The sequence below is a fragment of the Streptomyces sp. CA-111067 genome (assembly GCF_050956065.1).
Classification (GTDB): Bacteria; Actinomycetota; Actinomycetes; order Streptomycetales; family Streptomycetaceae; genus Actinacidiphila.
On sequence record NZ_CP192103.1, the window covers coordinates 3,734,874 to 3,760,780 of the forward strand.

A 25,907-nucleotide genomic window follows, 5' to 3' on the forward strand; every position below is an offset into this window, starting at 1 on the left:
GGGTGCCACGGATGGATTAGAACGGCAGTCGTCCGATGTTAAGTGCAGCCGACACCCAGTTCACCCACGATGTTGATTGACTGCGGGCAGACACAGCCTCAATCATCGGATCACTTCCGGGCCCGCAGCCGAGCCGCGTCCAGCCCTGGAGGGCACCGTGCACATCATCCCCCTGAACCGGAGGGCCCCGCTCCGGCGTGCCCTCGCGCTCTGGTCGGCGCTGCTCGCCGCGCTGGCCGGCATCGTCGTGATGGGCTCGGGCGCCGCCGCCCAGGCCGCGCCGGGCGGCCCGGCCGCCAAGACCCCGGCGGCCCCGGGCCCCACCACCGCCTGGCGGCACGGCTCCTTCCAGCTCGACCCGACCGCCGTGGTCAGCCGCTCCGACCTCGTCCTCGGCTCGCCGAACACCGACCCGATCGCGTCGATGCCGCTGGGCAACGGCTCGCTGGGCGTGGCCGCGTGGGCGGCCGGCGGCTTCACCGCGCAGCTGAACCGGTCCGACACCATGCCGGACCGCAAGTCGCCCGGCCAGCTCAACATCCCCGGCCTGTCGGTGATATCGCACGCCGCCGACTTCCACGCCACGCTCGACCTGACCGACGGCGTGCTGCACGAGTCCGGCGGCGGCATGTCGCTGAAGGCGTGGGTGGCGGGCGACAAGGACGAGTTGATCGTCGACGTGTCCGGCGCCGACCCGTCGGTCGCGCAGACCGCGACGGTCAACCTGTGGTCGGGACGCAAGCCGGCCACCGCGGTCTCCGGCACCGTCGGCACCCTCTCCGAGACCTGGGTGGACGGCGGTTCGGGCGGCAGCGGCAAGACGTTCGGCACGCTGGCCGGCATCACCGCCGGCGGCCGGCAGGTCAGCACCACCGTGGCGAGCCCGACCCAGATCAAGGTCGGCTTCAAGCCGAAGGCCGACGGCACCTTCCGGGTCGTGGTGGCCTCCCCCGGCTGGACCGGCGGCAGCGACAAGCAGACGGCGGTCAAGACCGCGGCCAAGGTGATCGGCCACGACGCCGACGCCCGTGAGTCGTCCCTGCTGTCCGGCCAGGACCGCTGGTGGAAGAGCTTCTGGACGCACTCGGGCCTGGTGGAGATGAACTCCGCCGACGGCAGCGCCGCTTACATCGAGAACCTGCGCACGCTCTACCTCTACGAGGAGCAGGCGTCGATGAAGAAGGGCATCTACCCGGGCAGCCAGGCCGGCGAGGCCGACATGTTCGCGTGGAGCAAGGACCAGCAGACCTGGCAGCCGTCGGCGTACTGGCTGTGGAACCTGCGCACCCAGATCTCGGCGAACATGAGCACCGGCAACTACGCCCTGAACACCCCGATCTTCGACATGTACGCCGAGGACACCCCGCAGATCGAGGCCTGGACGAAGGCCGCGATGGGCGGCCTGCCCGGCTCCTGCCTGCCCGAGACCATGCGCTTCAACGGCAACGGCGGCGACCTCGGCCCGGGCGTCAACTCCTCGTGCAGCCAGGCGAGCGCGCCGAACTGGAACGCGCTGGACATCTCCAGCGGCCCCGAGGTCTCGCTCTACATGTGGGAGCAGTACCAGGCCACCGGCGACCTCAAGACGCTGAAGAAGTACTTCCCGTTCATGAAGTCCACCACCGAGTTCCAACTCGCCTACCAGAAGGTCGGAACCGACGGCCTGCTGCACGCGAACGCCAACGCGCACGAGACGCAGTGGTCGGTGCAGGACCCGACCACCGACATCGCGGTGGACCGGACGCTGTTCCCGATCATCCAGCAGGCCGCGAAGGCGCTGGGCACCGACAGGGGCGCGGACGCCGCGCTGGTCAAGCGGGTCACCAAGGCCGCCACCCAGATCCCGCCGTACCCGCGGACCGACCAGGACACCCGCAGCAAGCTGCTCAACCCCGGTTACACGCAGGCCGAGACGGACGCGGCGGACGCGACCGGTACGGACATGATCGCCATCTCCTACGAGCCGGCCGCCGAGCGGCGCAACGGCGAGAACATCGAACTGGAGCCGCTGTGGCCGTGGAACACGGTCAGTGACCAGGACGCCAACCTGTTCTCGCTGGAGCAGCGCAGCTACGCCCACCGCCCCAACAAGGGCGGCAACGACTGGTCGATGGACGCGATCGACGCGGCCCGGCTGCAGAACCCGGCCGAGGTGCGCAGCAACCTGATCTCGCTCACCGAGGGCCACCAGGTGTACCCGAACGGGTTCGCCGACCTCGGCAACTCCCTCGGCTACCAGCCGTACATCGAGCAGGAGTCGGGCGCCGCCACCGCCGTCAACGAGGCACTCGCGCAGGACTTCGACGGCATCATCCGCTTCGCGCCGGCCTGGCCGAGCGACTGGGACGGCGCCGGCAGCGTCTACCTCCAGCACGGCGACAAGGCGGACGTCCAGGTGCAGAACGGCACTCTGGTGACCGCCGCGATCGAGGCCGGCAGCAACGGCACCCTGCGGGTGAAGAACCCGTGGCCGGGGCAGCGCGTCGAGGTCGTGGACGGCCGCAGCGGCCGTACCGTGGTGCGCTCCACCACCGCGGCCATCGTCAACGTGCCCGTGCACAAGGGCAGTTCCTACCTCGTGCAGCAGGTGTCCGCGCCCACCGGCGCGCTGCCGTTCGCCGAGGTCACCGGCACCGCGCCGACCGCCGCCCGGCACCTGGGCCCGGTCAAGCTCGGCCTGGACGCCACGGCCGACCCGACGGGCACCGCGACCGCGGGCGCCGTCCTCGACACCACCAACCACTCCTACGGCATCACGCAGTTGGACGACGCCACCGCGCCCGGTGGCAGCACCACCGCCGCGGTGGTGGACGGCCTGACCGCGCGCACCACCGGCACCCCGGCCGGGCACGGCAGCAGCGACCTGTACTTCGGCATCGACAACGGCACAGCGGCCAGCGGGAGTTACGACGCGACGGTGACGGTGTCGTACTACGACGCGGGCACCGGAACGCTCGCCGTGCAGTACGACAACGGCGCCCGCGACCCGGACCACACCGCGGGCAGCATCAAGCTCACCGACAGCAGGACCTGGAAGACCGCCCAAGTCAGCATCAAGGGCGGCTACTTCGGCGGCCTTGAGGCCGCGGGCGGCGACTTCCGGCTGCACGACCCGGCCGGCGGCCCGATCACCGTGCACAGCGTCGGGGTGAGCGTCACCGGCGCCTGGGTGCCCGCCGAGCACGCGTTCCCGCCGGCCCCGGCGATCACCACCCCGCACGCCGGCTCGACCGTCAAGCTCGACTCGGCCATCGCCGGAACGGCCCTGCCCGACGGCACGGTGACCGTGCACGAGGGCGCGAGCACGGTGTGCACCGGCACCGCCGACCACACCGGGGCGTGGAGCTGCGCCCCCGACGGCGGCCTCACCGCCGGCCGGCAGACCGTCACCGCGACCGCCGCCGACCCGACCGGGCTGACCAGCGACGCCTCCGCGGGCGTCAACTTCGACGCCTCCGACCTGCCGCCGGGCACCTCCACGGTCGGCGCGGTGGTCGGCGAGACCAACCACGCCTACGGCATGAGCGAGGACGAGACCCCCTCGGGCGGCTTCGACGGCCCGACCACCGCCGCCGTCACCGACGGCCTGACCTCACGTACCAGCACCCAGGGCAACATCTACTTCGACATCGACGACTCGGTGGCGCACGCGGGCTTCTACACCGCGCAGTTCACCGTCTCCTACTACGACCAGGGCAACGGATCGTTCTCCGTCCAGTACGACAACGGCAGTTCGGACCCGTACAAGTCAACCGGCGGCATCCCGCTGACCGGTACCAACACCTGGAAGACCGCGACGGTCACCGCCTCCGACGCCTACTTCGGCGGTCAGCAGCACTCCGCCGCCGACTTCAGGCTGCGCAACGGCGGCGGCCAGGTCACCGTGCACAGCGTCGCCGTCAAGATCTCCGGTGACGGCGTGCCCGACAGCGCCCCGTTCGCCCCGGCAGTGACGATCAGCTCGCCGGCCGCCGGCAGCACCGTCACCGCCACGCCGGCCGTGACGGGCACGTCGGAGCCTGACGCGACGGTCACCGTGCGGGACGGCGACGCCTCGGTGTGCACCACCACGGCGTCCGACAGCGGCAGTTGGACGTGCACGCCGTCCGCTCCGCTGGCGGCCGGGCCGCACACCCTGACCGCCGGTGCCACCGATCCGACCGCGACCGCCGCTCCGTCGGCTACGGTGACGGTGACCGTGGCGTGATCGTCGGGTAAGACCTCACACCGTGTGAACTGACGTGCGAGCAGGCACGTGAGTTGGCATTCCCTCAGCCCGGGCCCCACCAGCGGTCGGCAACGGCCACCGGTGGGGCCTGAGTTGCGTCGGAGGTGCCCGGCCAGGTATCCACAGCGGTGACGCTACGGGATGTGCGGAAGGTGAAACCATGGCCAGACTGACCAGCGCCTGGAAGCAGTCCGCTCCCGGGCGACTGTGGAAGCAGGCCGCGCACATCGAACTGATGCACCGTTCGATGGGGTTCGCCGCGCTCGGCTTCGTCACGCTGATGCCGCTGCTGGTCGTGGTCGCCGCGGCGACCCCGTGGGAGAACCGTCCCGGCTTCGCGCAGTGGGTCGTCGACGGCATGGGCCTGGACGCGAGCGGCGCGCACAGCGTCCGCAGCCTGTTCAACGCGCCCCGCAACGTGCTGAGCGCCACCAGCGTGTGGAGCCTGGTGTCGCTGGCCTACTTCGGCCTCACGTTCGTGGCGAGCGTGGAGACCGGCTACCGCAAGATCTGGGACCTGCCGTCCGGGCCGTGGCATCGCGACTGGCGCCGCACGGTGTGGCTCGCGGTGCTGACCGGCTACCTGTTCTGCGAGTCGCAGAGCGCCGCGGTGATGGGCAGCGGCACCGTGCGCGGCGGCACCAGGATCGCGCTCACGTTCGTACTCGGCGTCGCCTTCTTCACCTGGGGCCAGCGGTTCCTGCTCTACGGCGTGGTGGACCTGCGCACGGCGCTGCCCGGCGCGGTCTGCACGATGCTCGGACTGGCCGGCCTGCGGCTCTTCTCGCACCTGTTCTTCGCCCCGATGATCGTCAGCAACGTGACCACGTACGGGCCGGTCGGCACGGTACTGACCGTCGAGACCTGGCTGGTCGGCGTCGGCTTCGTGGTCTTCGGCGGCGCGCTGCTCGGCCGGCACATCCGGGACGGCCGGATGCTGCGGCGCGGCGACGAGATCCCGCGGCCGCGGCAGCCGGAGGGGTGGTACGAGGTGCCGGAGGAGGAGACGCCGGGCGTGCGGTGGCACGCGGACGGGGCCGGCGGGGCGCCGGAGTGACGGTTCCGGGGAGAGCGCGTGCGACCGGCCGGAGTCGGCCGCGGTCAACCACGGGCGGCCGTTGCGGACGGGAACTGACCGCGACAGCTGGCAGGCTGGCGGCGGTGAACCCCGCCAAGCCCACCACGAACGGAGCAGAACGATGAGCCGCGAAATCCAGATCACGTTCGACGCCCACGATCCGTCCGCGCTGTCGTCCTTCTGGCGCGACGCGCTGGGTTACGTGCACCCGGGCCCGCCCGGCGTCGAACTCCCCGAAGGCGCGGACCCGTTGGCCGCGTGGGACGCCTTCTTCGACCGGGTCGGACTGCCGCAGGCCGAGCGCAACACGCGCTCGGCCGTCGAGGACCCGGACGGGCACGGCCCGCGGCTGTTCTTCCAGCAGGTGCCGGAGGGCAAGACCGCCAAGAACCGGCTGCATCTCGACGTCCGCGCGGCGCCCGGCCTTGAGGGCGAGGAGCGGATGGCGGCGCTGGAGGCCGAGTGCGAGCGGCTCGTCGCGCTGGGCGCGGCCCGGGTACGGCGCTTCGAGGCCGACCCGCCGATGAGCGCCGGCTTCATCGTGATGACCGACCCCGAGGGCAACGAGTTCTGCCTCGACTGACCGGCTACCGACTGGCTGTTGATCGGCTACCGATCGGCTATCGACCAACTCCCGTACGATTCCGCGCCGGCGTGGCGGTTCGCACGCCGGTGCGGTGGTTTCGTGCCGGTGAAAGTTCCGGCCGGGGGTCCGCCATCGTCGCAGCTCCATGGCATCCCCACTGGTCTACACCACAGAGGGTTGCGTACAACCCCTTTACGGCGGGGGTCAGTTCATGCGTCACTCATGACGCGTTCACCTCAAGAACCACAAGCACCCCGTAACGTACTGCTCGCACCGAACGAACGTGCCAGTCGCACCGCCTCGCACCACCCGCACGACATCGCACCGCACCGCACGGCCCGCGTCAGTGAGACGCGCGGATCCGTCGGCACGCTCTCGTGCACCACCGCCCCGCCCCTGCGTGCCGCGGGCAAGCGCCGTCTTTCTACGCGAGTAGAGCCACCAAGCACCTCGCAACGTCGTCCCCCGCACCACCCCAACGCGCCAGGAGGAAAGCCTTGTTCTCCCGAATCCGCATTACCAGGGCTGTGCAGCGGAAACTGATGGTGACCGGAGTCGCCGGCGCGAGCATGGCGCTCGCCGTGACGATGTCGGCGGGCTCGGCCAGCGCGCAGACCCTGCCGTCGGGCAGCAACATCCCGCTCGGCAGCGGCTACATGGGCGTCGGCTACACCGCGGACAGCAAGGCGTTCGCGCCGGACACCCGGCAGCTGCAGCTCGGCTCTGACGGTGTCGCCGCCCCGGCCGCGACGACCCAGGCGGGTATCGACGTCTCGCACTACCAGGGTTCGATCAACTGGTCCTCGGTGAAGTCCGCCGGCATCCAGTTCGCGTACATCAAGGCCACCGAGTCCACCAACTACAAGGACCCGACCTTCAACGCGGACTACCTGAACGCCTACAACGCCAAGGTGATCAGGGGCGCGTACCACTTCGCCCGGCCCGACCTCTCCGGCGGCGCGGCCCAGGCGAACTACTTCGCCAGCAACGGCGGCGCCTGGTCGGCCGACAACCTGACGCTGCCCGGCATGCTGGACCTCGAAGGCGGCTGCTACGGCAAGTCGGCCGCGTCCATGCAGTCGTGGATCCTCGACTTCTACAACACCTACAAGTCGCGGACCGGCCGGGACGTGCTGATCTACACCAGCGCGAGCTGGTGGAACTCCTGCACCGGCGGGTGGAGCGGCATGTCCGCCAAGAGCCCGCTGAACGTGGCGCACTGGACCACGGCGGCCAGCCCGACGATCCCCAAGGGCTTCCCGTACTGGACCTTCTGGCAGTACACCGACTCCGGTTCGGTGAGCGGCGTTTCGGGTGCGGTGGACCGCGACCGGTTCAACGGCACGGCGGCGCGGCTGCTGGCGATGGCGAACAACACCCCCTGATCGGGGCGGGGTTGGTCCTACCGCCCGGGGCGGACGGGTTCGCGGACGGTTCGCGGACGCGAGCCGGTTCGCCCCGGGCGGGGTGGTCGGGGCCGGGCCCAGAAGAGGCGCGGTGTCCCCGGCGTCAGCTGACGCGGCGGGCCAGCACCTGACCGGGCCAGGTCCCGGAGACGAAGGGCTCGGTGGGCGTGAAGCCGTTGCGCTCGTAGAAGGCGACGAGTTCGCCCCCGCCGCCCGCCCAGCAGTCGACGCGCAGCAGGTCCACCCCGGCCCGCCGGGTCTGCTCGACGGCATGGCCGAGCAGCGCGGCCCCGATGCCCCGGCCGACGTACCGCCGGTCGGAGACCAGCAGCCGCACGTACCGCTCGGGCTCCCGGGCCGCCGCGATCGGCATGTGCGGGCTGGGCCCGGCGTCGAGTACCAGCGCGCCGACCGGGGTCCCGTCCAACTCGGCGATGTACGGCTCGTTCTCGGTCGTGTACCGCTCGACCCGCTCGACCCCGCCGGGCTTCTTGGAGTACGGCGTCGTCCCCCACTGCTCGGTGTTCCCGCGCGCGTTCATCCAGGCCACGGCACCGTCGAGCATGCCGAGCACGGCCGGGGCATCGGCCGGGCTGCCGGGGCGGATCCGGAGGTCATCGGTACGGTCGTCCATCACAAGATCCTCAACACTCCGGTTCATTGGGGGCCGGGGTGGCCGGGGCGGCCGGGGTGGCCGGGGTGCTCGGGGCGCCCCTGGCCGACGGGTAGGCGGCCGGGCTGACGGGCCGACGGGCCGACGGGCCGACGGGCCGGGATTCGGCGGGCCCCCGGACAGCGACCGGACCTGCCCGCCCGAACCTACGCCGTGAAATCCCGCGCCTTGATCTTCGCCATCCGGCCGTCCGGATGGTGGAAGACCAGCCCCTCCGCCCCGTCCTCCTCGGCGAGCCGGCGGACCACCGCCCGCAGCGACTCGAAGTCGCGCCCGGCCGGCTCGACGACCTCGGCGTCGGCGTGCCGGATCAGCCGGTGCCCGGCCGCGCGCTCCGGATTGCCGTTGATCTTCGGCCCGACGAGCTCATAGGTCCCGGCCTCGAACGCCCCTGCCCCGCCCGCCAGTTCACCGTCGGCGACGGCCTCGGCGTGGAACTTCGCGAACGCCGACTGCCCGACCGGCTCCCACCCCATCGTCTTCCCGGTGACCTCGTCGGTACTGACGGCCACATAGCCGGCCGGCTGCGCCTTCCCGGCCTTGACCTCCCGCCGAGCCCACCACACCCCGCCCTCGTCGAGCATGACGCAGGTCCCGTCGTACTTCCGAGTGGCCCGCCCCTCCCCCTCGGCCACCCACTGGCACCGGGTGTCAACCTGCGGCAGCACGTGCGCCCGGTCATCGGGATCGCGAACGAACAGCGTGGGTATCTTGCGCATGCTTCCCCCCAATATCGACTCCCGCCATCGTCGCCCAATCCGCCGACCGCCCGCACGGATTTATCCCGTGGGGCCCGCGGGGTCTAAGGTGCGCGGGTGAACAGCGCACCCCCTCTCCCCCGCACCTTCCGGCTGATCGTCACGGGCGGCGGCACCGGCGGCCACACGTACCCGGCTCTCACCGCGATCCGTACGCTGCGGGCGCGGCTCGCGGCGGGCGGCGGAGCGCTCGACGTGCTGTGGATCGGCACCGAGGACGGCTTGGAGGCGCGGGTCGCGCCGGCCGAGGGCATCGCGTTCACGACGGTCGCCACCGGCAAGATCCGCCGTTCGAGCAACCCGCTGAAGATGGTGTCGCCGGCGAACGTACGTGACATGGCGCGGGTGCCGCTCGGCGTCGCGCAGGCCAGGAAGGTCGTCGCCGACTTCAAGCCGGACGTGGTTCTCGCCACCGGCGGTTACGTCGCCGTGCCGGCCGGGCTGGCCGCGCGCATGTGCCGCCGCCCGCTCGTCCTGCACGAGCAGACCGTGCGCCTGGGCCTGGCCAACCGCAGGCTCGCGGGTTCCGCGACCAGGATCGCGGTCTCGTCGGAGTCGTCGCTGCCGCTGCTGCCCGAGTCCGTACGGGACATCGCGGTGGTGACCGGCAATCCGATCCGCCCCGAGGTGCTGACCGGCCACCCGGACAAGGCAGTTGGGGCCCTGGGCCTGCACGCGTTCGACCGCCGCCTGCCGACCGTCTACGTCACGGGTGGCGCCCAGGGCGCGCAGCAGATCAACGAGGTCGTCCGGGACACGCTGCCGTGGCTGCTGGAACGGGCGAACGTGATCCACCAGTGCGGCCCGGCCAACGTCGACGGTCTGCGTCACAACGCGGCGGCCCTGCCAGCGGAGTTGGCGGCCAGGTACCACCTGGCGGGCTTCGTCGGCCCGGAGTTGCCCGACGTCCTGGCCCTGGCCGACGTGGTGATCTCGCGCAGCGGCGCCGGCACGCTCGCGGAACTGACGGCCCTCGGCAAGCCGGCGGTGTTCATCCCGCTGGCGACCTCGGCGGGCAACGAACAGGCCCACAACGCGAGCCACTTGGAACGTTCCGGCGCGGCCGTCGCCCTGCTGGGCGAGGTCACCCCCGACGCCCTGCGCGCCGCGACCACCCCGCTCCTGACCGACCCGGCCCAGCGCGCCGCGATGTCCGACCGCGCCAGGTCGCACGGCCGCCCGGACGCGGCCGACCGGCTGGTGGACGTCATCCTCTCGGCAGCCACCCCGGGCTGACCGCCGTCTGCCGGCGGTCCGCCCCCGTCACGTGCCGCGTCGCAACTCGCAGGTGCGTAGGCCGGCTTCGGGGGCACATGGTCAGGAGACCCGGCACCCGCGGTGCCTCCTGACCCGACCGGCAGAAACGGAACCCACCATGCCCAAGGTCCTCGGCCGTGAACCGGCGCTCTGGCTCGCCCTCGTCGCCGTCGTCATCAAGCTCTCCACCGCGTTCGGCCTGGACCTCACCAACGGGCAGCAGGCCGTCGTCAACGCCGCCGCCGCGGCCGTCATGGGCGTCCTAGTCGCCTTCTCGGTGCACGACGGAGTAGGCGCCGCAGTCCTCGGCCTGGTCCAGGCCGCGGTCGCCCTCGCCGTGGGCTTCGGCCTGCACTGGTCGCCCGACCAGCAGTCCACCGTCCTCAGCCTCGCCACCGCTCTCGTGGCCATGTGGACCCGCACCCAGGTCACGGCCAAGGTCCCGCCGGCCCAGATCGTCCGCCCCCGCAAGGCCTGACACACGGCGGGGGTCCCCCTCAGCGGGCTCCGCTGCGGGGGGCCACGCCCGTTCGAGCCGCACCCCGACGCCGCGCGCCGCCCGGGCTACTCGGGCCAGTCGGAGCCGAGAATGATCTCGACGAAGTCCTGCCGGACGAAACCGGGCAGGTAGTGCGCCAGCACGTCATCGTTCATCGTGCCGAACGTCGTGTCCGGGCGGTCCTTCATCCCTTCGGTGAACGCCGCCAGGATGCGCTGCTTGAACCCGTCCCGCTGGTGGGCCGCGGTCACCTCCTCGACCTGCGCCGGGGTCACCTGATCGAGGTCGAACCCCAGCACGTCCGTCTCCACACCCGCCGTGACCAGCGCGGCCTCCGGCTCGAGGTGCTCGACGATGCCCGGCGTCGTGTGCAGCGCGATGCCCAGCCACACCGTGCGCGCCTCCGCCGGGCCGCGGCCGTGCGCGAGCAGGAAGTCGCGGGCCAGGTCGGCGCCGTCGACCTCGAACCGCTGGTCGGTACGCCGGTAGCGCTCGGTCAGCCCGAGGTCGTGGAACATCGCGCCGACGTAGAGGAGTTCGGGGTCGAAGCTCAGGCCGCGGTGGCGGCCCTTGATGCTGCCGAACAGGAACACCCGGCGGGAGTGGTGGAACAGCAGCGGGGTGGCGGCGGCGCGGACGAACTCGGTGGCGTCCCGTACCAGCTCGGTGTCCGGGATCGTGATCCCGGCGATCGACTCGCTCATGCGGTTCTCCTGGTCGTTTCGGCTGGTGGTCGTTTCGGCTGGTGGTGGTTCCGGCCCGTGGCCGTTCCGGCCGGTGGCCGGCCGCACCTATAGCGTTGACCGCGCCGGGGCCCCCGCGCCCCGCACCCTCGGACGTCCTTCGCACGGATTCGGACGAACCGCCCCCAGGAGATCGACATGGCCGCCACCACCGCGAACCCCGCCTCCCCCCAGCGGGTCGGCATCGTGGTCTTCGACGGCGCGAAGCTGCTCGACATCGCCGGCCCCAGCGAGGTCTTCAGCGAGGCGAACCTGCTCGGCGCCCGCTACGAGCTGTCGCTGTGCTCGGTCGGCGGCCGGGAGGTCACGTCCTCGACCGGCATGCGGATCGCCGTCGATCTGGACGCCGCCGTGGACGGCCTCGGCTTCGACACGCTGCTGGTCAGCGGCGGTGACCGGCTCCCCACTCACCCGATCAGCCCACAGCTGCTGGCCGCTGCGGCGGCCCTGGCCGAGCGGTCGGGGCGGGTCTGCTCGATCTGCACGGGCGCGTTCATCCTGGCCGGCGCCGGTCTGCTGAACGGGCGCCGGGCCACGACGCACTGGCGCCACACCCGGCTCCTCCAGGACGCGTACGCCGACATCGCCGTCGAACCCGACGCGATCTTCGTCCGCGACGGGCGCACCTTCAGCTCGGCCGGGGTCACCGCCGGGATCGACCTGGCGCTCGCGCTGGTCGAGGACGACCACGGTGAGGCGATGGCCCGCCAGGTCGCCCAGTCCCTGGTGGTGTTCCTGCAACGGCCGGGCGGGCAGTCGCAGTTCTCGCCCACCCTGCGCGGCCCGCGCCCGCACGCGTCGGCGCTGCGCGCCGTGTTCGACGCCGTGGCCGCCGATCCGGGGGCGAACCACTCCGTCCCGGAGCTCGCCGCCCGCGCCACCATGAGCCCGCGCCACATGACCCGGCTGTTCCGGGAGGAGTTGGGGACGACGCCGGCCCGTTACGTCGAAGCCGTGCGGTTCGACAGCGCCAAGGCGGCGATCGAGGGCGGGCACAGTATCGGCGAGGCGGCGGAGCGGGCCGGTTACGGGAGCCCGGAGTCGTTGCGCCGGGCCTTCGTCGCCCGGCTCGGGCTCTCACCCCGCGCCTACCAGCAGCGTTTCCGCTCGGCGCAGCGCCCGGACGCGACCCGGCCGCCCCGGGCCGGCCGGCCCCACTGACCACATCCTCACCAATTGGTCTGGACCTATTGAAGCGGCGGGCGCCCCCGGGCAAGCTTGCTGCTGCGCGCGCACCCCCTGCACCACCTCGCTGCACCGCACCACACCCCTTGGCCACACGGCAGGCGCCTGCGCCTGCCACGGAAAGGAGTCGTGATCACCATGCGCAAGAAGATCCTCGCCCGCGCGGCCACCGTCGCCGCCACCGCGATCCTCGGAATGGGCCTCGCCACCACGGCCGCACAGGCCTCGCCGCCGCCCGGCAGCGGCTTCATGTTCATGGGCTACTTCCCCACCTACGCGAGCTGCGTCGCCCAGGCGCAGGCCAACGCTCCGGTGCACGGGCCCGTGTACATCTGCGAGTACGGCACGAACAACCTGTACCTGATGTGGATGCACTGACCGGACCCGGGCCGGCCTGAGCGGGCCTGATCCGACCCGGCAACGTACGACCCGAGAACGGGCCCGCGCGGCATCCCGCCGCGCGGGCCCGTTCCGCCTCCGCGTGGGCGTCCCGGTCGACGGGCGCGGCGCGATTACCGTGGGCGAGTGGACGGTGATCCGGCCGCGTCCGGCCCCGTCCGGCCGGCTGGTGTCGAGAACGCGGCGGCGGCTCCGTCCCAGGAACACAGCGGCCACCAGCGGCCGCCCGGACAGCGGAGGACGGACGAACCATGGACGCCGAGCAGATCGCACAGGAACTGGCCGACGCCGACGAGCTGTTGAACAAGGCGACGATGGCACGGCTGGCGTACAACGGCCCCGACGGCCTGCCCCGCGTCGTCCCGATCGGGATCTACTGGACCGGCGACGAGATCGTGATGGCCACGGCGGCCACCGCCCCGAAGGTGAGCGCGCTGACCGCCCGCCCCGAGGTCGCCCTGACCATCGACGCCGGCGACAGCCCCGGCTCGGCCAGGACCCTCTCGGTGCGCGGCATCGTCCACCTCACCATCGTCGACGGCGTCGTCCCGGAGTACCTCGCCGCCGCACGCAAGAACTTCGAGCCCGAGTACGCCGCCGAGTTCGAGAAGAACTGCCGCGCCATGTACGACCAGATGGCCCGCATCGCCCTCGAACCGCGCTGGGCCCGCTTCTACGACTTCGGCACCGGCCGCGTCCCCCAGTTCCTGGCCGACCTCGCGGCGAAGATGGGCTGACGTCCCCGGGCGCGGGCGGGGAGGCGGCCGGGGCGGCAGGCGGCAGGCGGCGGGAATCCGCACCCCGTGATCAACGGGACTCGTGGTCCGGTTCGGCTGCCGGAACGGCGAAGGTCGTGCTGGTGCCGGTCATCGCCGCCAGGGCGAGGAAGGCGGGAGGCAGCGGCGGGATGAAGGTCACGCCGGGGCCGGCGTGGGCGTCCAGGAGAAGGGCGAGCACGTCGACGCTGATGTGGGTGACCTCGGACAGGTCGATCGCCAACGGGAGGTGTGCGCGGCCGGCGCGGCGGGTGAGGGTACCGATGCAGTCCTCGATCCGGCGGTCGAGAACTCCCACGAGCACGAGCACGATGCTGTCGTCCAGCGTCCAGTAGGTGGCGCGTGCCTCGGCGAACCGTTCCACCACGGCAGCTGCGGGAGGCGTGGTGTCGGGCGTGCCGGATGCGGCAGGACTGCTCACATGGTGCCTTCCAGTCGGGCGGACCAACGGTCCCCCGTGCAGTTCCTACCCTGTTGTGCTTCCGCCAGCCACTGGGGGTGGCCGGTCAGTGTTCCGTGGGGATGCGGAGGGCGAGCAGGACGGTGTCGTCGCTGGCCTGGTCGTCAGCCACCTCGTTGGCCAGCCGCTCGATCAGGGCGGGTAGCGGCGTGGACGTGCCGGCCGACAGGAGGGAGGCGGTGTGGTCGATGGCGGCGTCCAGGTCGTTGCCGGCGCGTTCGATCAGCCCGTCGGTGTAGAGCAGGAGCGTGGCCCCCCGTTCCAGGACGATCTGGTGGTCGTGGCGGTCGGTCGAGGGCAGGGCGTAGTGAAGCAGTTGGCCGTGGTCGGTGAGCCGGATGACGTGGCCGTCGGGGCGCAGCAGGAGGGGCGGGGGGTGTCCGGCGTTGGTCCAGGTCATGGTCCACTGGTCGTTCTCGTGGTGGATGTGGGCGTGCAGAAGGGTGCCGGAGGCGGGCAGCGGCAGGACGCGGCAGGCGTATTCCAGGGCGGTCAGTGCTGAGGCGGGGCCCTCGCCGTTCTTGATCAGGACTGCCTGGCGGAGCATGCTGCGCACTTGTCCCATGAGGGTGGCCGCGTGGATGTCGTGTCCGCTGATGTCGCCGACGGTGATGGCCACGCCGGGGTCGCGGTCGGCGTGGGGGTGGGGCAGGGGGAAGGCGTCGTACCAGTCGCCGCCGACCATGTCGTGCGCGGATGCGGGACGGTAGAGGGCGGCGATGTCCATGCCGGGCAGCGTGGGCAGGTCGGTGAGCATGGCCTGCTGGAGTTGGTGGGCGACGTGGACGCGGGTGTCGAGGTAGACGGCGCGCTCCACGGCCTGGGCGGTGTAGCCGGCGATGGTGGTCAGCACGGCCGCCTCGTCCAGGTCCACCGCGTGCTCGGTGTCCCAGCCCAGGGCCAGGACGCCGACCGGGCCGTGCGCCGCGATCAGCGGCACGCAGGCGGCGGACGCGATCGCCAGGGCGTCGAAGGCGGCCAGCGCTGCGGAGGCGTAGTGCTGGGCGAGGTGGGCCCGGTCGGGGACGGTGACCATGCGGCGCTCGCGCAGCGCCCGTGCGGCGGCGAAGCTGGCGCCCCGGTCCATGCGGGTGACCGGGTCCACGGGGTGCACGGTGTCCGGGTCGGGGAGGTGGTGCAGTTCGTCGCCCTCCAGGAGCAGCATGCCGATGTAGGAGGGTTTGAGGCTGTTCCGCAGGAGGTTCTGTACCCGGGTGCGGATCTGGTCCACCGTTGCGCCGGCTGTCAGCTCCTCGGAGGCGCGCAGCAGCAGTTCCGCGCTGTTCAGGTCCCGGCGCGCCTGGTGGGTCAGGGACTGGGCGCGATGCTGGGCGCCGGTGGCGTTCTTGGAGGCGATCCGCAGCCGGAGTTCGGCCGAGCAGGCTGCCGCCAGGTCCGTGAGGTCGCCGCGTTGCTCGGAGGTCCAGTGGCGCGGGGTGGTGTCGGTGGCGCACAGGACACCCAGGACGTTGCCCTCGGCGTCGGTCAACGGCATGCCGGCGTAGGCCGCCACCGCGTCGCCGGGAGGGGGACCGGCCAGGTCGCCGGTGCGGGTGTCGTCGATGAGGACGGGTGCGGCCGAGGTGATGACCTCTCGGCTCAGGTCCAGGGCTGTCCGTCGGCTCGGGTCCAGGGCTGTCCGTCGGCTCGGGTCCAGGGCCGTCCGTCGGCTCGGGTCCAGGGCCGTCCGGCCATGACCGGTGGAGGGTCCGACCACGGCTGGGAAGACGAGGCCGTCCCTCTCCCGCAGCGCTATCAGCGCGACCGGGACAGCGAGGACGCGTGCGGTCAGGCGGGCGAAGCGCTCCAGGTCGGCGTCCGGGATCGCTGAGAGGCCCGACCCGTCCAAGAGACTGGGTGCCATCGCATCGGTCGTTTCTTCGATGCCCATGTGCCTTCCCACCCTTCCGATCCATGGCCCCAGGGGCCGCTGCAGGACGGCTTCTACCCCGTCGCGACCCAAGGATTGGTGCGGATTCCGATACGGCTGCCGAACAGGACGTCGCCCGAGCGTCGCCCGAGCCGGAACCCCGGGACTGCTGGCGTCTGCCCCGCGGCAGGAGGATTACTCGTCGACTCGGGACTGACTGCCTCACAGAGAGACCTCAGGAAATCTATGCCGGCCGGAGTAGACATTGAGTGCTGGACGTGGTTATGGTTTCTCTTGTAGCCGAGATCGAAAAGGCCCGGCAGACACGAACTGCCAGGCAGGAGTACGTGCAGGTACGGGTAGATGCGGTACGCAGTGCGGTGCGGTGGTGGAGTTCCGGAGCCAGGGCAGGTGCGTGACGGCGACGGGTACTGACGACCGGACCGGGTGGCCCGCAGTGATCAGGGGCCGCCACGCGCAGGACAGCGGGACGCAGTACCCGCTTGGCAAGTGAGTGATCCAGAGGAAGAGAACGGAGGCGCTCAGCATCATCAGGATCGCCCGGACCGAATCACGTGAAGTCCGGGTACCGCAGGACATCGAGAAGTGAGGTGGTCTCCGGTCACGCATCCGCGATCCCCGCACACCCGACCCAGTACCGGTCGGGCCGGCGGAAACAGAAGGTCGGCAGAGCACGAACGCCGGCAGATGGTGTAGCAGTTCCTTCGGGGCCCTGGCGGCAGTACCGCGCCGGGGCCCCTCCACGCGTGCCAAAAGAGAGGCAGCATGACCGCAGACGCATCGTTCGACCGTCTCGACGACGACGACTACCCCGCCTACACCATGGGCCGGGCCGCCGAGATACTCGGCACCACACAGGGCTTCCTCCGCGCTATCGGCGAAGCCCGCCTGATCACCCCGCTGCGCTCAGCCGGCGGCCACCGCCGCTACTCCCGCTACCAACTGCGCATCGCCGCCCGCGCCCGCGAACTCGTCGACCAGGGCACGCCCATCGAGGCCGCCTGCCGCATCGTCATCCTCGAGGACCAGCTCGAAGAAGCCCGGCGCATCAACGCCGAACACCGCCGCGCCGCGGGCCCGCCGAATCCCTAGGCCCTCGTGACAGGACCCGCCGACCTAGCCCTCTCCCCCCTGACAGCAGATGCGCCCCCGCCTGGCTCCGCCCGCGCGGTCGGGGTTCAGATACGACGTCGTGAACGCAGGCACCGGCTGTTTGACGAGCCGGGACAGCAGGTATGCCTACGACGTGCCAGATCCCGGAGCTGACCATCCGACGTTCGCGGCCGGGCAGACCGTCGTCCGGCGGGACGTCTTCCGCAGGCGGGTGTGGAGCGCGCAAGCCTTCCGCGTGGTGCGCGACACCCCCGAGGCCCTGGTCGTGGCGTGCCGGCCGGGCGCGGAGGGCCTGGCCCCCACCGCGTGGATCGCGTCGCGACTGAACGGCGAGAACGCGGGCCGGCAGCAGGCGCTGCTGGACCTCGCGTCCGGCGATTGGCAACTGGCGAGGTGGACGTGGCAGAGCACCGTTCTGCTGCTGTGGAACCCACCCGGTTCGTACTTCAGCGTCAACGCCTTCTACGACCCGTCCGACGACCACCGCCTCGATCGCTGGTACGTCAACTTCCAACGCCCGCTGCACCGAACGGCGATCGGTTTCGACACCTTCGACCTGCTGGTCGACCTCGTGGTCGCACCGGATCGATCCAGCTGGGTGTGGAAGGACGAGGACGAGTACGCCCAGGCGCGCCGCTTGGGCGTGGTGAGCGAGACCGACCACACGGCAGCGGAAGCGGCACGCGAGCAGGTACTGGAGATGGTCATCCGCGGCGAAGGCCCCTTCACACCTGAGGCAGGCTGGACCCGTTGGCGCTCCGACCCGTCGTGGCCGACCCCGGTGCTGCCGCCAACCGCCGCCCTCCCCTGAACGCCAGCCTCCGCGCCCGGCACGTGAACGGGGCATGGCGGCCCCGCGAGGCCGCCGCGCCCGGCACGTGAACCGGGCATGGCCGCCCCGCGGGGCCGCAACGGGCCTTCCACCGCCTCCTCGAACCGGCGACGACCCGCCTTACCGACCCGGGCGACCCGAACGGGGTGACCGCCGCCCGGCTCCGCCGGCGGGGGCCTCGTCATGTCCGGGTGTCAGTGGTGGGTCGTAGGCTCGTGGGATCCATCGCTGACTGCCCTGGACCGGCCCCCGTCAACAGCGCGGCGGGGGCTGGGGCAGCGACTCGATGGCCCTCACGACCAGGGCCCGCGCGTCCGCACCGTAAGCGGCGTGCCGGTGCAGCGTCGCGAACGCCTTCAGGTACACACCGACCTCGTCCGGGGCGGTGATCCTGACGGAGGCCGACAGGGGCTCGTGATCCACCCGCTGATCGTCGAACACCGTGAACGACTCGATGGGCCACATCGCCTTGAAGTGCCGGGGGCGTTCGAACAGCGGCAGGTTGGCCTTCTGCAGCTGCTTGAGCCCGGTGCGCTGCATCCGCCGCACGCCCCGACTTGGCCTCGCTCCACCCGCACCGGACCGCGACCTCCCGCTTCGTGATCGCCGCGTCCAGCCGGAGTTCGCGTAGACGCGCGGCAAGTTGCTCGCGGGCGGCTTGCACGCTGGCGGACGGGGAGGCCGGCGGCATGGGGTTCGGTGATGCCCTCTCCTTGACACTCGCCGCCGCCGTCGGCATCTCCGAGCAGCTCATGGGCGAGATCGAATCCGGCTGGCGCAGTGCCACCCCGGCCAACCTCGCCCGGATGGCCGCCACACTGCAACGTTCGTGGCCAGCGCACTAGCCGAGCCGGGACAGGTCTTCCTCCGACAGACGCAGGCCCGCCGCCGCCACGTTCTCCCTCAGATGCGCCGGGTCGCCGGTTCCTGGGATGGCCAGCACGTTGGGGCCCTTGTGGAGGGTCCAGGCGAGGCGGATCTGGGAGGGGGAGGCGCCGTGGCGGTCGGCGACGTCGGCGAGGACCCGGTCCGCGTCCGTCACGGAGCCCGAGGCGGAGGGCGCCGCACCGGCGGGGCCGCCGCCCACGGAGAAGAAGGGAACGAAGGCGATGCCCCGCTCGGCGCAGGCCCGCTGGATGGCGTCGTCCTCGCGGCGGGTGGCGAGCCCGTACTGGTTCTGCACGCACACCACCGGGGCGATGGCTAGCGCCTCCTCCAAGTGCTCGGGGCCGATGTTGGAGATGCCCAGGTGCCGGATGAGGCCCTCTTCCCGCAGTTCGGCCAGCGCCTCGAAACGCTCCTTGAGGGAGCCCTCACCGCGATCGAGGCCGATGCCGATGCGGAGGTTGACCACCTCAAGGCGGTCCAGGCCGAGTTGCCGGATGTTCTCCTCGACCTGACCGCGCAACTCCTCCTTGGTGTGCACCCCGACGAAGGCACCGGACGGGTCGCGGCCGGGACCGACCTTGGTGGTGATGACCAGGTCGTCAGGGTAGGGGGCGAGTGCGGTGTTGATCAGCTCGTTGGCGGAGCGCAGGCCGGAGAAGTAGAAGGCGGCGGTGTCGATGTGGTTGACGCCCAGTTCGACCGCCTCCCGCAGCACCTCGATGGCCTGAGCGCGGTCGCTGGGGCTGCCGTCGGCCCTGCTCACCAGGCGCATGGCGCCGAAGCCGAGTCGGTTGACGGTGCGGTCGCCGAGCGTCCAGGTCCCGGCGGCGCCGGCGTTGGTCGTTGTCATGGCATGAAGTCTTGCCCGAGTGGTCCCGCGCTGCCGGGAATGGCAACTTCCTGCCTCCTCTGGCGGGTCGGAGGCGGTCGGTGAAGACTGGGGTCATGAGCGTGGAAAGCGGCGTACACGTGCTGCGCGGCGAGGCGGAGGTTTTCGCCCGCACGCACCATCTGTTCGCCACGGCCGGTGAGCTGTGGTGCGCGGCACGCGACCTCAACACCTGGGCCTTCGGTCATGAGCTTCCCGACCGGTTGCCCGATGCGCATCCCCGGTTGCGCAAGCTGTACCAGCCCAGCGCGCTGATGAGCCCGCCGATGGCCCGGCATCTGCGGACCGTGGCGGCTTCCCCGGACGCGCAGGTCCGGATCACCGCGGACACCATCAACGAGACGATCATCATCGACCAGCGGTTCGCCATCCTCGCGGGCGATCTGGGCGCGGGACGGCGCAGCTACAGCGTGGTCTCCGAGCCGACGCTGGTCCAGAACGTCACCTCGCTGTTCGAGGCGGCCTGGCGGTCGGCGACCGATCTCGCGGTCTACGACGTGCAGCACGCGGAGCTGCGCGAGATGGCGCCGCGGGTGCTCGAACTGCTCGCCTCCGGCTGCAAGGACGAGACGGCGGCCCGGGTGCTGGGCCTCGGGGTGCGCACATATCGGCGCCGGGTTGCGGAGCTGATGTCCGCGCTGGGAGCGGACTCCCGCTTCCAGGCGGGCGCGCGGGCCCGCGACCTGGGTCTGATCTAGCACGCCTCTCGTGTGTCGGCCACGAACGTTGCTGGGGTTGGTCAGGCGGCTTCGGGGCTGGGCCGGCCCCAGGCCGACAGCCGGTCCGGCGTTGCCCGGTTGCGGGAGAGGTCGTCGATGAGCTTGCGCAGGCTCCAGTGCGTGAACCGGCGCCCCAGCGCAACCGGGCCGGTGGTGGCCGTCGCGATGATGAACTCGCGGTCGTCATCACTGACCAGGCGGGGACAGCCTCCCACTCACCGAGGGTCCAGCGCAGCCATCCCCTTGTCGTTGAACGCATGGATCACGTCCCGCCCCGTGTCCTCGTGCCCGGCGACCAGCCGGCCGATCGCCGTCACGGGCGTGCCCGACGCTGAAGCCACGATGATCAATGCCCGGCGCACGCCCGCCCCCGGCACGGCTGTGCCCCGGCCGTCCGAAGACGACCGGGGCACCGAAACCGCAGGCCAGCGACCTCCGAGGAGGCCGGACTCCGTAGGCCGTGTGGGACTCGAACCCACAACCAATGGATTAAAAGTCCTGGCCAGGGCGTGCCGGGCGGTGGGGATCAGTGAGCGGCAGTCCGAAAGCCGCAGGTCAGACGGGAGCGAGCTGCCGCCTGATCCTGTGACGGATGCCGTGTGCCAGCACGTCCGCTCACGCAGCGCTCACGCATCGGGTCGCGCCGACGCTCCAAGCGGCTCCTGCCCTGAGCTCATTTCGTAGTTTCAGTCCCGAAACCTCATTGGGATCACTAAACTGCGGAGGTCTAAACCGATGTTGCGACACACCTTGATGCAATTCTGATCAGAGAGTGGGTAGCAGATGAACCTTGCCACCATCGAGCGAATGGTACGAGAGGGCGATCTAAGCATAGAGGCTCTGAAATACTTGATCGATTGTCGTGGCGAGTGCGAATGGCTTGATTTCAAGCAGGAATTACATCTGGACAACGATCACGGAGCAGCATCCTTCACCAAGGATGCTCTAGCCATTAAGAACACCGGCGGCGGTTACATTGTTGTCGGAGTTCAAGACAAGAGCTGGGTTCCCGTGGGCCTGGCGAGCGAGCTTCCCTATGACGCGAAGCTCCTTCGGGACAAGATTCGCCGCACAGCGGGAATCGAGATTTCCGTGGACATTGTTCAGCATCAGCTCCGCTACACGGGAGAACCTCGCTGGTTCGCAGTAATCTTCATTCGATCTGCGACCAAGCGTAGAAAGCGCCGCACTCCAACCATCGTAAAGCATGACTTTTGCGTCAAGGAATCCTACGGACTCCGACAAGGCGAGATCTATTTCCGACGTGGCGACTCCACCGTTCGAATCAATAGCAGCGATGAGCTTGAGGAGCTGCTCGACGACCTTGAGGAGCGCGCAGACCAAGACGGTCTCACTAAAGAAACGAAAAGTCCATTTTCCGTTGATTTGGGAACGTATCGACTTCTCGAAAAAGATTACCGGTTCTTCGTTGGACGCAACAAACTCCGAGAACAGCTCATTTCGGCAGTGACACGAGATCCACGCATCTGGATCATTAACGTCCATGGACCCGGCGGAGTGGGAAAGTCCGCGCTCGCCACATGGGCCGCGTACCATTTCTACGAAGGCCGCGCCTTCGAGGCGATCCTACAACTGACCGCCAAAGAGACGGTGCTCACACCGGGTGGCATTACTCGATCCGATAGTAGAACGCTTTATTCACTTGAGGGGCTCCTCGATCAAATCCTTAGACTCTTCAGCGAAGAATCTCCCGAAGCGCTGGATGAGAAGAAATCCACAGTTATCGAGTGGCTTTCTGTGTGGCCGACTCTAATCGTGCTCGACAACCTGGAGACTGTGGACGACGGAAGGATCATTACTTTCATTCAAGACCTCCCTCCAGAGTCGCTTGCAAAGGTCATCATCACCAGCCGACGCAAGACGGGCGGATGGGAATACCCAGTAACCGTCCCGGAGCTAAGCACTGACGAGACACGCGAATTTACGGCGGTGAAGGTAGAGGAACTCCAGGTCAAGCTTCAACTTACGGATCGCCGGATAGAGCAGATCAACAAGGCTTGTGGGGGACTTCCCTTGGCAATCCAGTGGGCACTTGGGCGCTTCAAATTGCGAGGCGACTTCGACGGTGCACTGAATGACGTCAAGGGGGAGGATTCACCTGTACTGGAATTTAGTTTCCGCAACATCTGGGATGTCCTCTCGCAAGACGCAAAGCGCGCTCTGTCGGTGATGTACATCTTCGACACCCCTCCCGGAATTCAACTCCTTGGCCTTGCTACCGAAATGTCGCACGACCGGCTGGATACCGCCCTTCGAGAGCTGGAGGACGCGACGCTCGTGAGTCGCCAGCTCCACCCTGCCGACGGCCAGGCAGTCTTCGTGGCCCTACCCATTACGCTTGCTTTCGCTGGCCGCCAGCTTGCGCAATTCGGTAGCCTGGAAACTGATGCACGACGCCGAGTTCAGCAATACACCCAGCAGATGGAGCTAAAATCATGGGAAGTAGAACGCTTCGTTAGCATTTTCGAGCGGTACGGAATTCACACAGACAACGATAAGCGGGGCGCAATTCTATGCCGTCGAGGTGAGTCCGAAACTTTCTCGGGGAACATCGAGGCGGCAGACGACCTATTCAAGCAGGCTCGCGATGTCGCTCCAACAAGCGCATACGTATTCGCCATGAGCGCCAACTACGAACTAGCTAGAAAACGGATCGGTCAGGCGATGAGCTTCGCGAATACTGCATGTAGTCGAGCGAATAGACTAACCGGTGGGCTCGCGTACGGAGTGAAGGCGAGAGTGTGCGACGCTCAGCGAGACAAATATGGGCGAGTAAATGCCCTTCGCCGAGCTGTGGAATTCGCACCCAGCGACCTCGTGCTGCGGCACCAACTCGGTGTAGCGCTCAGTCGCGCCGGAGAAACTGACGCAGCCATTAGAACATTTACAGAAATCATCGATGATGAGTCCCTGAAGGAGGTCCCGAGCGAAACACTCCTTATGGCTATCAAGACCCGAGTCATCAATTACAGGCGTCTTGGGCGCGACGACGAGGCGCGAGAAGATCTGGCGCTAGCCAAGTCCCTGCTGGCTCAACATCCGCACCTTAGCTCACAAGCTCACCACATCGCCGAGCTTGAATAATTGTCAACAGAGGTCGTTGCCTGTTCTGACCGTGAGAGCAGGCACGAACTGCGCCCAAGGCGCTCGGCCCCTCGACTCCCCGCCAGAAGCTCAGCTCGGTAGGTTCGGTGCATGACTGACGTCGTGCAAGTATCGACTGCTACCGAGACGCGAGAGCAAGCCGTCCAACTGGCCGAGTCCGTGGTGCGAGCGCGACTGGCCGCCGGGGCGCAGATCGTCGGGCCGGTGACGTCGGTGTTCCGGCATCGCGGGGAGTTCGGGACCGGGGAGGAGTGGCAGTTGCTGCTCAAGACCACCGCTGAGCGGTACCCGGCGCTCGAAGCGCATCTGGTGGAGCACCATCCGTGGGACAAGCCGGAAGTCGTCGCCTTGCCGATCGTGGCGGGGTCGGAGGCATACCTGCGCTGGGTCGCCGAGACCACGGGCCGATCCGAGGCTTGGTAGGCGTCATCAAGGTCACGTCGGTCCGCCTGGCCGGCTAGCTCGTCGTTGCTCCATCGTGCAGATATGCCGGTGTATTGCGGCCCCACGACTGCATCGCGGCGTGGAATCGGCGGCGGAGTCCGTCGCGGAGGGCCCGTGCGGCCGAATCGGGGGCGAGAAAGGTGAGTTCGGACAGCTCATGGTCACGGGGGCGGAGGGAGCCGGCTTTCTCGCGAGTAAGAGTGCCTCCGTTGAAGATGAAGGCCAGTTGGTCGTCCCAGGGGCCGTGGGGTGGGACCCAGTCGACGACGAGGAGGCCGTGGAGGGTGACGTCGAGGCCAAGTTCTTCTTTGAGTTCGCGGCGGGCCGCGTCGTCGGGGGCCTCGTTCGCCTCGGCCATCCCGCCGGGAAGGTCCCAGCCCGGCTTGTACGTCGGCTTGACCAGGAGGATGCGGCCTTCCTCGTCGCGCAACAGCACGTCTGCGGAGACGCGTTTGCGGGCCTGGGTCGCGTTGCCTTCGGCGAGGTAGGCGTTCCAGGCTTCGGGATCGGCTGGGGTGGGCCTCATGGGGTAGTGCCTCCGCGGGGCCGGGGGATGATGTCGGCGAGCAACAGCATTCTGGCCCGTCGGGCGTCATCGAACCGTGTCAGGAAGGCCCGGACCGGTGGATGGGTGCGGTGGGGGTGTAGTTGCTGGCGTAAGCCGTCGAGTTGGCGGACGACGCGGACCGATCCGAGGTTGAGGTCGGCGGCGAGCAAGTCGTGGCCGACGGTGATGGCGGCGTCCAGTTCGCGGCGGTGGAGATGAATGCCCGCCAAGGTGATGCGGCTCAGGGCCAAGGACCGTGTGCGGCCAGCTTCCCGGAGGCTGATGGCGCGCTCCGCATGGGATTGGGCATGGTCGTGGCGTTGCAAGTCGCGCAGGACGAGGGCGGATTCGATGGCCAGGGCAGCGGCGTCGAAGGGGCTGAGCCACGGGCGTTCGGCTTCGGCTCCCAGGGCGAGGGCTTGTTCGGCCTGGTCGAGGGCGCGCAGGGCCGCCTCGGTCTGGCCGGAGGCGGCGAGTGCGCGGGCGGACATGGCGTGCAGGCGGGCGGTGAGTGCGGGGATGGTGGGACCGTGGGCAGCGATGTCGAGTCCGGTCAGGGACCAGTGGACGGCGGTGGCGGGGTCGCCGGTTTGTAAGGCGAGGTGGCTGTTGCTCGCGGCGATGCCTGCGGCGAGCGGCGTGTCGCCGGCGGCCCGGGCAAGGGGCAGCGCGCGAGTGAAGTGGCGCCCTGCGACATCGTCGCGGCCCGAGTCGTGGGCCATCCACCCGGCCATCTCGGTGAGGGCTGCGGCTACGGCGAAGACCTGAGCTGTGCCGTCAGCGTTGACGAGGCGGGGGCCGATGTTGTCGCTCAGGTGCCGGATGACCGCGTTGTAGAGACGGCCTCCGCCGGCTTGCCGGTCGGCGTTGCGGAAGGCGTCCATGGCCGCCATGTCGTCGCCGTCGGGCGGCAGTTCAGCGTTCATCGGGCCGGACGGGCCGGTGGCGACCGGCTCCCAGGAGCGTTTGGCCAGTCCGAGCAGATGGCCGGGGATATGAAAGGCGTCCGCAATCTGTTCGAAGACGGCAAGCTTTTCGACGCGGGTCTTGCCATTCATGTAGTCGTAGAGCCGACCTTGGGTGATTTCGGCGGCGCTGGCGATGCGCCGCGTACTCACGCCACGGTGGTTGAGCAGTCGGAACAGCGTGCCCATGTCGCGTTCCGCGCAAGCGGTGAGCAGGCGCTTGTCGGCCAGGAGCCCGGCGACGACCTCGCGCGGATCTCCCTGTGCACGGCCCATGGGATTCCCCTCCCCTACGGCAGCCATTCGAGGCTACGGCCTGCGCCCCTGTCCCGACTCCAAGTTGGCGTCACTCAATGGAGTCCCTTGCGTGCGGCACGCAGTCATTTACTGAGGGTGCTCCGTTGCTCCGAGCAATGCAACGGCGGCTGCTGCCTGGATCACCCAA

General features: G+C 69.6%; 25 protein-coding genes. 15 read left to right on the top strand and 10 right to left on the bottom strand.

What is annotated here, in order from left to right:
• Positions 1–157: 157 nt before the first annotated feature.
• The 4 genes from ACQPW6_RS16180 (at position 158) to ACQPW6_RS16195 (ending at position 7,277) form a co-directional block, all read left to right on the top strand.
• Positions 158–4,207, top strand: a complete 4,050-nt coding sequence (locus tag ACQPW6_RS16180; RefSeq protein ID WP_433890342.1) for an Ig-like domain-containing protein — start codon at positions 158–160, stop codon at positions 4,205–4,207.
• Between the two features lie 181 nt (positions 4,208–4,388).
• Complete coding sequence (locus tag ACQPW6_RS16185; RefSeq protein WP_433890343.1) at positions 4,389–5,285, top strand: YhjD/YihY/BrkB family envelope integrity protein; 897 nt, start codon at positions 4,389–4,391, stop codon at positions 5,283–5,285.
• Between the two features lie 142 nt (positions 5,286–5,427).
• Positions 5,428–5,889 carry a VOC family protein gene (locus tag ACQPW6_RS16190; protein WP_433890344.1) on the top strand — a complete coding sequence of 154 codons (462 nt, stop codon included), beginning with the start codon at positions 5,428–5,430 and terminating at the stop codon, positions 5,887–5,889.
• 545 nt (positions 5,890–6,434) lie between these two features.
• Positions 6,435–7,277: a GH25 family lysozyme gene (locus ACQPW6_RS16195; RefSeq protein ID WP_433890345.1), complete on the top strand. Its 843-nt coding sequence runs from the start codon at positions 6,435–6,437 to the stop codon at positions 7,275–7,277.
• Between the two features lie 124 nt (positions 7,278–7,401).
• On the opposite strand, the gene ACQPW6_RS16200 is transcribed toward ACQPW6_RS16195, so the two are convergent.
• Both ACQPW6_RS16200 and ACQPW6_RS16205 read right to left on the bottom strand, forming a co-directional pair.
• Positions 7,402–7,932, bottom strand: coding sequence for a GNAT family N-acetyltransferase (locus ACQPW6_RS16200; RefSeq protein WP_433890346.1), 531 nt, complete (start codon positions 7,930–7,932; stop codon positions 7,402–7,404).
• Positions 7,933–8,117: 185 nt separating this feature from the next.
• Positions 8,118–8,690: a hypothetical protein gene (locus ACQPW6_RS16205; RefSeq protein WP_433890347.1), complete on the bottom strand. Its 573-nt coding sequence runs from the start codon at positions 8,688–8,690 to the stop codon at positions 8,118–8,120.
• Between the two features lie 96 nt (positions 8,691–8,786).
• Between ACQPW6_RS16205 and ACQPW6_RS16210 the strand changes: the two genes are divergently transcribed.
• The gene (locus tag ACQPW6_RS16210; protein ID WP_433890348.1) at positions 8,787–9,965 is read left to right on the top strand and encodes a UDP-N-acetylglucosamine--N-acetylmuramyl-(pentapeptide) pyrophosphoryl-undecaprenol N-acetylglucosamine transferase; all 1,179 of its coding nucleotides are present in this window, start codon (positions 8,787–8,789) and stop codon (positions 9,963–9,965) included.
• Between the two features lie 139 nt (positions 9,966–10,104).
• Positions 10,105–10,464, top strand: coding sequence for a hypothetical protein (locus tag ACQPW6_RS16215; RefSeq protein WP_433890349.1), 360 nt, complete (start codon positions 10,105–10,107; stop codon positions 10,462–10,464).
• A gap of 86 nt (positions 10,465–10,550) precedes the next feature.
• On the opposite strand, the gene ACQPW6_RS16220 is transcribed toward ACQPW6_RS16215, so the two are convergent.
• Positions 10,551–11,189 carry an HD domain-containing protein gene (locus ACQPW6_RS16220; protein ID WP_433890350.1) on the bottom strand — a complete coding sequence of 213 codons (639 nt, stop codon included), beginning with the start codon at positions 11,187–11,189 and terminating at the stop codon, positions 10,551–10,553.
• 177 nt (positions 11,190–11,366) lie between these two features.
• On the opposite strand from ACQPW6_RS16220, the gene ACQPW6_RS16225 reads away from it, so the two are divergent.
• The 3 genes from ACQPW6_RS16225 to ACQPW6_RS16235 all read left to right on the top strand — a co-directional run bounded on the left by ACQPW6_RS16225 (position 11,367) and on the right by ACQPW6_RS16235 (position 13,549).
• Positions 11,367–12,389, top strand: a complete 1,023-nt coding sequence (locus ACQPW6_RS16225; protein WP_433890351.1) for a GlxA family transcriptional regulator — start codon at positions 11,367–11,369, stop codon at positions 12,387–12,389.
• Positions 12,390–12,551: 162 nt separating this feature from the next.
• Positions 12,552–12,791, top strand: a complete 240-nt coding sequence (locus ACQPW6_RS16230; RefSeq protein ID WP_433890352.1) for a hypothetical protein — start codon at positions 12,552–12,554, stop codon at positions 12,789–12,791.
• A 272-nt stretch (positions 12,792–13,063) separates the two neighbouring features.
• On the top strand, positions 13,064–13,549 hold the full coding sequence (locus ACQPW6_RS16235; RefSeq protein ID WP_433890353.1) for a pyridoxamine 5'-phosphate oxidase family protein: 486 nt from the start codon (positions 13,064–13,066) through the stop codon (positions 13,547–13,549).
• A gap of 70 nt (positions 13,550–13,619) precedes the next feature.
• Here ACQPW6_RS16235 and ACQPW6_RS16240 read toward each other — a convergent pair whose 3' ends face one another.
• Positions 13,620–14,009: a hypothetical protein gene (locus ACQPW6_RS16240; protein WP_433890354.1), complete on the bottom strand. Its 390-nt coding sequence runs from the start codon at positions 14,007–14,009 to the stop codon at positions 13,620–13,622.
• Between the two features lie 85 nt (positions 14,010–14,094).
• Positions 14,095–15,912 carry a SpoIIE family protein phosphatase gene (locus ACQPW6_RS16245; RefSeq protein WP_433890355.1) on the bottom strand — a complete coding sequence of 606 codons (1,818 nt, stop codon included), beginning with the start codon at positions 15,910–15,912 and terminating at the stop codon, positions 14,095–14,097.
• Between the two features lie 792 nt (positions 15,913–16,704).
• Here ACQPW6_RS16245 and ACQPW6_RS16250 point away from each other — a divergent pair.
• Together ACQPW6_RS16250 and ACQPW6_RS16255 are read left to right on the top strand one after the other, a co-directional pair.
• The gene (locus tag ACQPW6_RS16250; RefSeq protein WP_433890356.1) at positions 16,705–17,031 is read left to right on the top strand and encodes a MerR family transcriptional regulator; all 327 of its coding nucleotides are present in this window, start codon (positions 16,705–16,707) and stop codon (positions 17,029–17,031) included.
• Positions 17,032–17,185: 154 nt separating this feature from the next.
• Positions 17,186–17,863, top strand: a complete 678-nt coding sequence (locus ACQPW6_RS16255) for a DUF402 domain-containing protein (protein WP_433890357.1) — start codon at positions 17,186–17,188, stop codon at positions 17,861–17,863.
• Positions 17,864–18,136: 273 nt separating this feature from the next.
• Here the strand turns inward: ACQPW6_RS16255 and ACQPW6_RS16260 are convergent, their stop codons facing one another.
• Positions 18,137–18,424: a hypothetical protein gene (locus ACQPW6_RS16260; RefSeq protein ID WP_433890358.1), complete on the bottom strand. Its 288-nt coding sequence runs from the start codon at positions 18,422–18,424 to the stop codon at positions 18,137–18,139.
• Between the two features lie 149 nt (positions 18,425–18,573).
• Here ACQPW6_RS16260 and ACQPW6_RS16265 point away from each other — a divergent pair, with 149 nt between their 5' ends.
• Complete coding sequence (locus ACQPW6_RS16265) at positions 18,574–18,729, top strand: helix-turn-helix domain-containing protein (RefSeq protein WP_433890359.1); 156 nt, start codon at positions 18,574–18,576, stop codon at positions 18,727–18,729.
• On the opposite strand, the gene ACQPW6_RS16270 is transcribed toward ACQPW6_RS16265, so the two are convergent.
• Positions 18,726–19,622: an oxidoreductase gene (locus tag ACQPW6_RS16270; RefSeq protein WP_433890360.1), complete on the bottom strand. Its 897-nt coding sequence runs from the start codon at positions 19,620–19,622 to the stop codon at positions 18,726–18,728. The genes ACQPW6_RS16265 and ACQPW6_RS16270 overlap by 4 nt on opposite strands.
• A 95-nt stretch (positions 19,623–19,717) precedes the next feature.
• Between ACQPW6_RS16270 and ACQPW6_RS16275 the strand changes: the two genes are divergently transcribed.
• Positions 19,718–20,359, top strand: a complete 642-nt coding sequence (locus ACQPW6_RS16275) for a DNA-binding response regulator (RefSeq protein WP_433890361.1) — start codon at positions 19,718–19,720, stop codon at positions 20,357–20,359.
• A 41-nt stretch (positions 20,360–20,400) separates the two neighbouring features.
• On the opposite strand, the gene ACQPW6_RS16280 is transcribed toward ACQPW6_RS16275, so the two are convergent.
• Complete coding sequence (locus tag ACQPW6_RS16280) at positions 20,401–20,595, bottom strand: hypothetical protein (protein ID WP_433890362.1); 195 nt, start codon at positions 20,593–20,595, stop codon at positions 20,401–20,403.
• Between the two features lie 568 nt (positions 20,596–21,163).
• On the opposite strand from ACQPW6_RS16280, the gene ACQPW6_RS16285 reads away from it, so the two are divergent.
• Together ACQPW6_RS16285 and cutA are read left to right on the top strand one after the other, a co-directional pair.
• On the top strand, positions 21,164–23,485 hold the full coding sequence (locus ACQPW6_RS16285; protein WP_433890363.1) for an RNA-binding domain-containing protein: 2,322 nt from the start codon (positions 21,164–21,166) through the stop codon (positions 23,483–23,485).
• A 111-nt stretch (positions 23,486–23,596) separates the two neighbouring features.
• Positions 23,597–23,929 carry a divalent-cation tolerance protein CutA gene (gene cutA / locus ACQPW6_RS16290; RefSeq protein ID WP_433890364.1) on the top strand — a complete coding sequence of 111 codons (333 nt, stop codon included), beginning with the start codon at positions 23,597–23,599 and terminating at the stop codon, positions 23,927–23,929.
• A gap of 34 nt (positions 23,930–23,963) precedes the next feature.
• On the opposite strand, the gene ACQPW6_RS16295 is transcribed toward cutA, so the two are convergent.
• On the bottom strand, positions 23,964–24,476 hold the full coding sequence (locus ACQPW6_RS16295) for an NUDIX domain-containing protein (RefSeq protein WP_433890365.1): 513 nt from the start codon (positions 24,474–24,476) through the stop codon (positions 23,964–23,966).
• Complete coding sequence (locus tag ACQPW6_RS16300) at positions 24,473–25,738, bottom strand: XRE family transcriptional regulator (RefSeq protein ID WP_433890366.1); 1,266 nt, start codon at positions 25,736–25,738, stop codon at positions 24,473–24,475. Before ACQPW6_RS16300 ends, ACQPW6_RS16295 begins: the two co-directional genes overlap by 4 nt.
• Positions 25,739–25,907 lie beyond the last annotated feature (169 nt).

Coding starts and splice junctions, on each gene's coding strand:
- ACQPW6_RS16185 (WP_433890343.1), top strand. CDS start 4,389: ATGGCCAGACTGACCAGCGCCTGGAAGCAGTCCGCTCCCGGGCGACTG.
- ACQPW6_RS16190 (WP_433890344.1), top strand. CDS start 5,428: ATGAGCCGCGAAATCCAGATCACGTTCGACGCCCACGATCCGTCCGCG.
- ACQPW6_RS16195 (WP_433890345.1), top strand. CDS start 6,435: ATGGTGACCGGAGTCGCCGGCGCGAGCATGGCGCTCGCCGTGACGATG.
- ACQPW6_RS16200 (WP_433890346.1), bottom strand. CDS start 7,932: ATGGACGACCGTACCGATGACCTCCGGATCCGCCCCGGCAGCCCGGCC.
- ACQPW6_RS16205 (WP_433890347.1), bottom strand. CDS start 8,690: ATGCGCAAGATACCCACGCTGTTCGTTCGCGATCCCGATGACCGGGCG.
- ACQPW6_RS16215 (WP_433890349.1), top strand. CDS start 10,105: ATGCCCAAGGTCCTCGGCCGTGAACCGGCGCTCTGGCTCGCCCTCGTC.
- ACQPW6_RS16220 (WP_433890350.1), bottom strand. CDS start 11,189: ATGAGCGAGTCGATCGCCGGGATCACGATCCCGGACACCGAGCTGGTA.
- ACQPW6_RS16225 (WP_433890351.1), top strand. CDS start 11,367: ATGGCCGCCACCACCGCGAACCCCGCCTCCCCCCAGCGGGTCGGCATC.
- ACQPW6_RS16230 (WP_433890352.1), top strand. CDS start 12,552: ATGCGCAAGAAGATCCTCGCCCGCGCGGCCACCGTCGCCGCCACCGCG.
- ACQPW6_RS16235 (WP_433890353.1), top strand. CDS start 13,064: ATGGACGCCGAGCAGATCGCACAGGAACTGGCCGACGCCGACGAGCTG.
- ACQPW6_RS16245 (WP_433890355.1), bottom strand. CDS start 15,912: ATGGCACCCAGTCTCTTGGACGGGTCGGGCCTCTCAGCGATCCCGGAC.
- ACQPW6_RS16250 (WP_433890356.1), top strand. CDS start 16,705: ATGACCGCAGACGCATCGTTCGACCGTCTCGACGACGACGACTACCCC.
- ACQPW6_RS16260 (WP_433890358.1), bottom strand. CDS start 18,424: ATGCAGCGCACCGGGCTCAAGCAGCTGCAGAAGGCCAACCTGCCGCTG.
- ACQPW6_RS16265 (WP_433890359.1), top strand. CDS start 18,574: ATGGGGTTCGGTGATGCCCTCTCCTTGACACTCGCCGCCGCCGTCGGC.
- ACQPW6_RS16270 (WP_433890360.1), bottom strand. CDS start 19,622: ATGACAACGACCAACGCCGGCGCCGCCGGGACCTGGACGCTCGGCGAC.
- ACQPW6_RS16275 (WP_433890361.1), top strand. CDS start 19,718: ATGAGCGTGGAAAGCGGCGTACACGTGCTGCGCGGCGAGGCGGAGGTT.
- ACQPW6_RS16285 (WP_433890363.1), top strand. CDS start 21,164: ATGAACCTTGCCACCATCGAGCGAATGGTACGAGAGGGCGATCTAAGC.
- cutA (WP_433890364.1), top strand. CDS start 23,597: ATGACTGACGTCGTGCAAGTATCGACTGCTACCGAGACGCGAGAGCAA.
- ACQPW6_RS16295 (WP_433890365.1), bottom strand. CDS start 24,476: ATGAGGCCCACCCCAGCCGATCCCGAAGCCTGGAACGCCTACCTCGCC.
- ACQPW6_RS16300 (WP_433890366.1), bottom strand. CDS start 25,738: ATGGGCCGTGCACAGGGAGATCCGCGCGAGGTCGTCGCCGGGCTCCTG.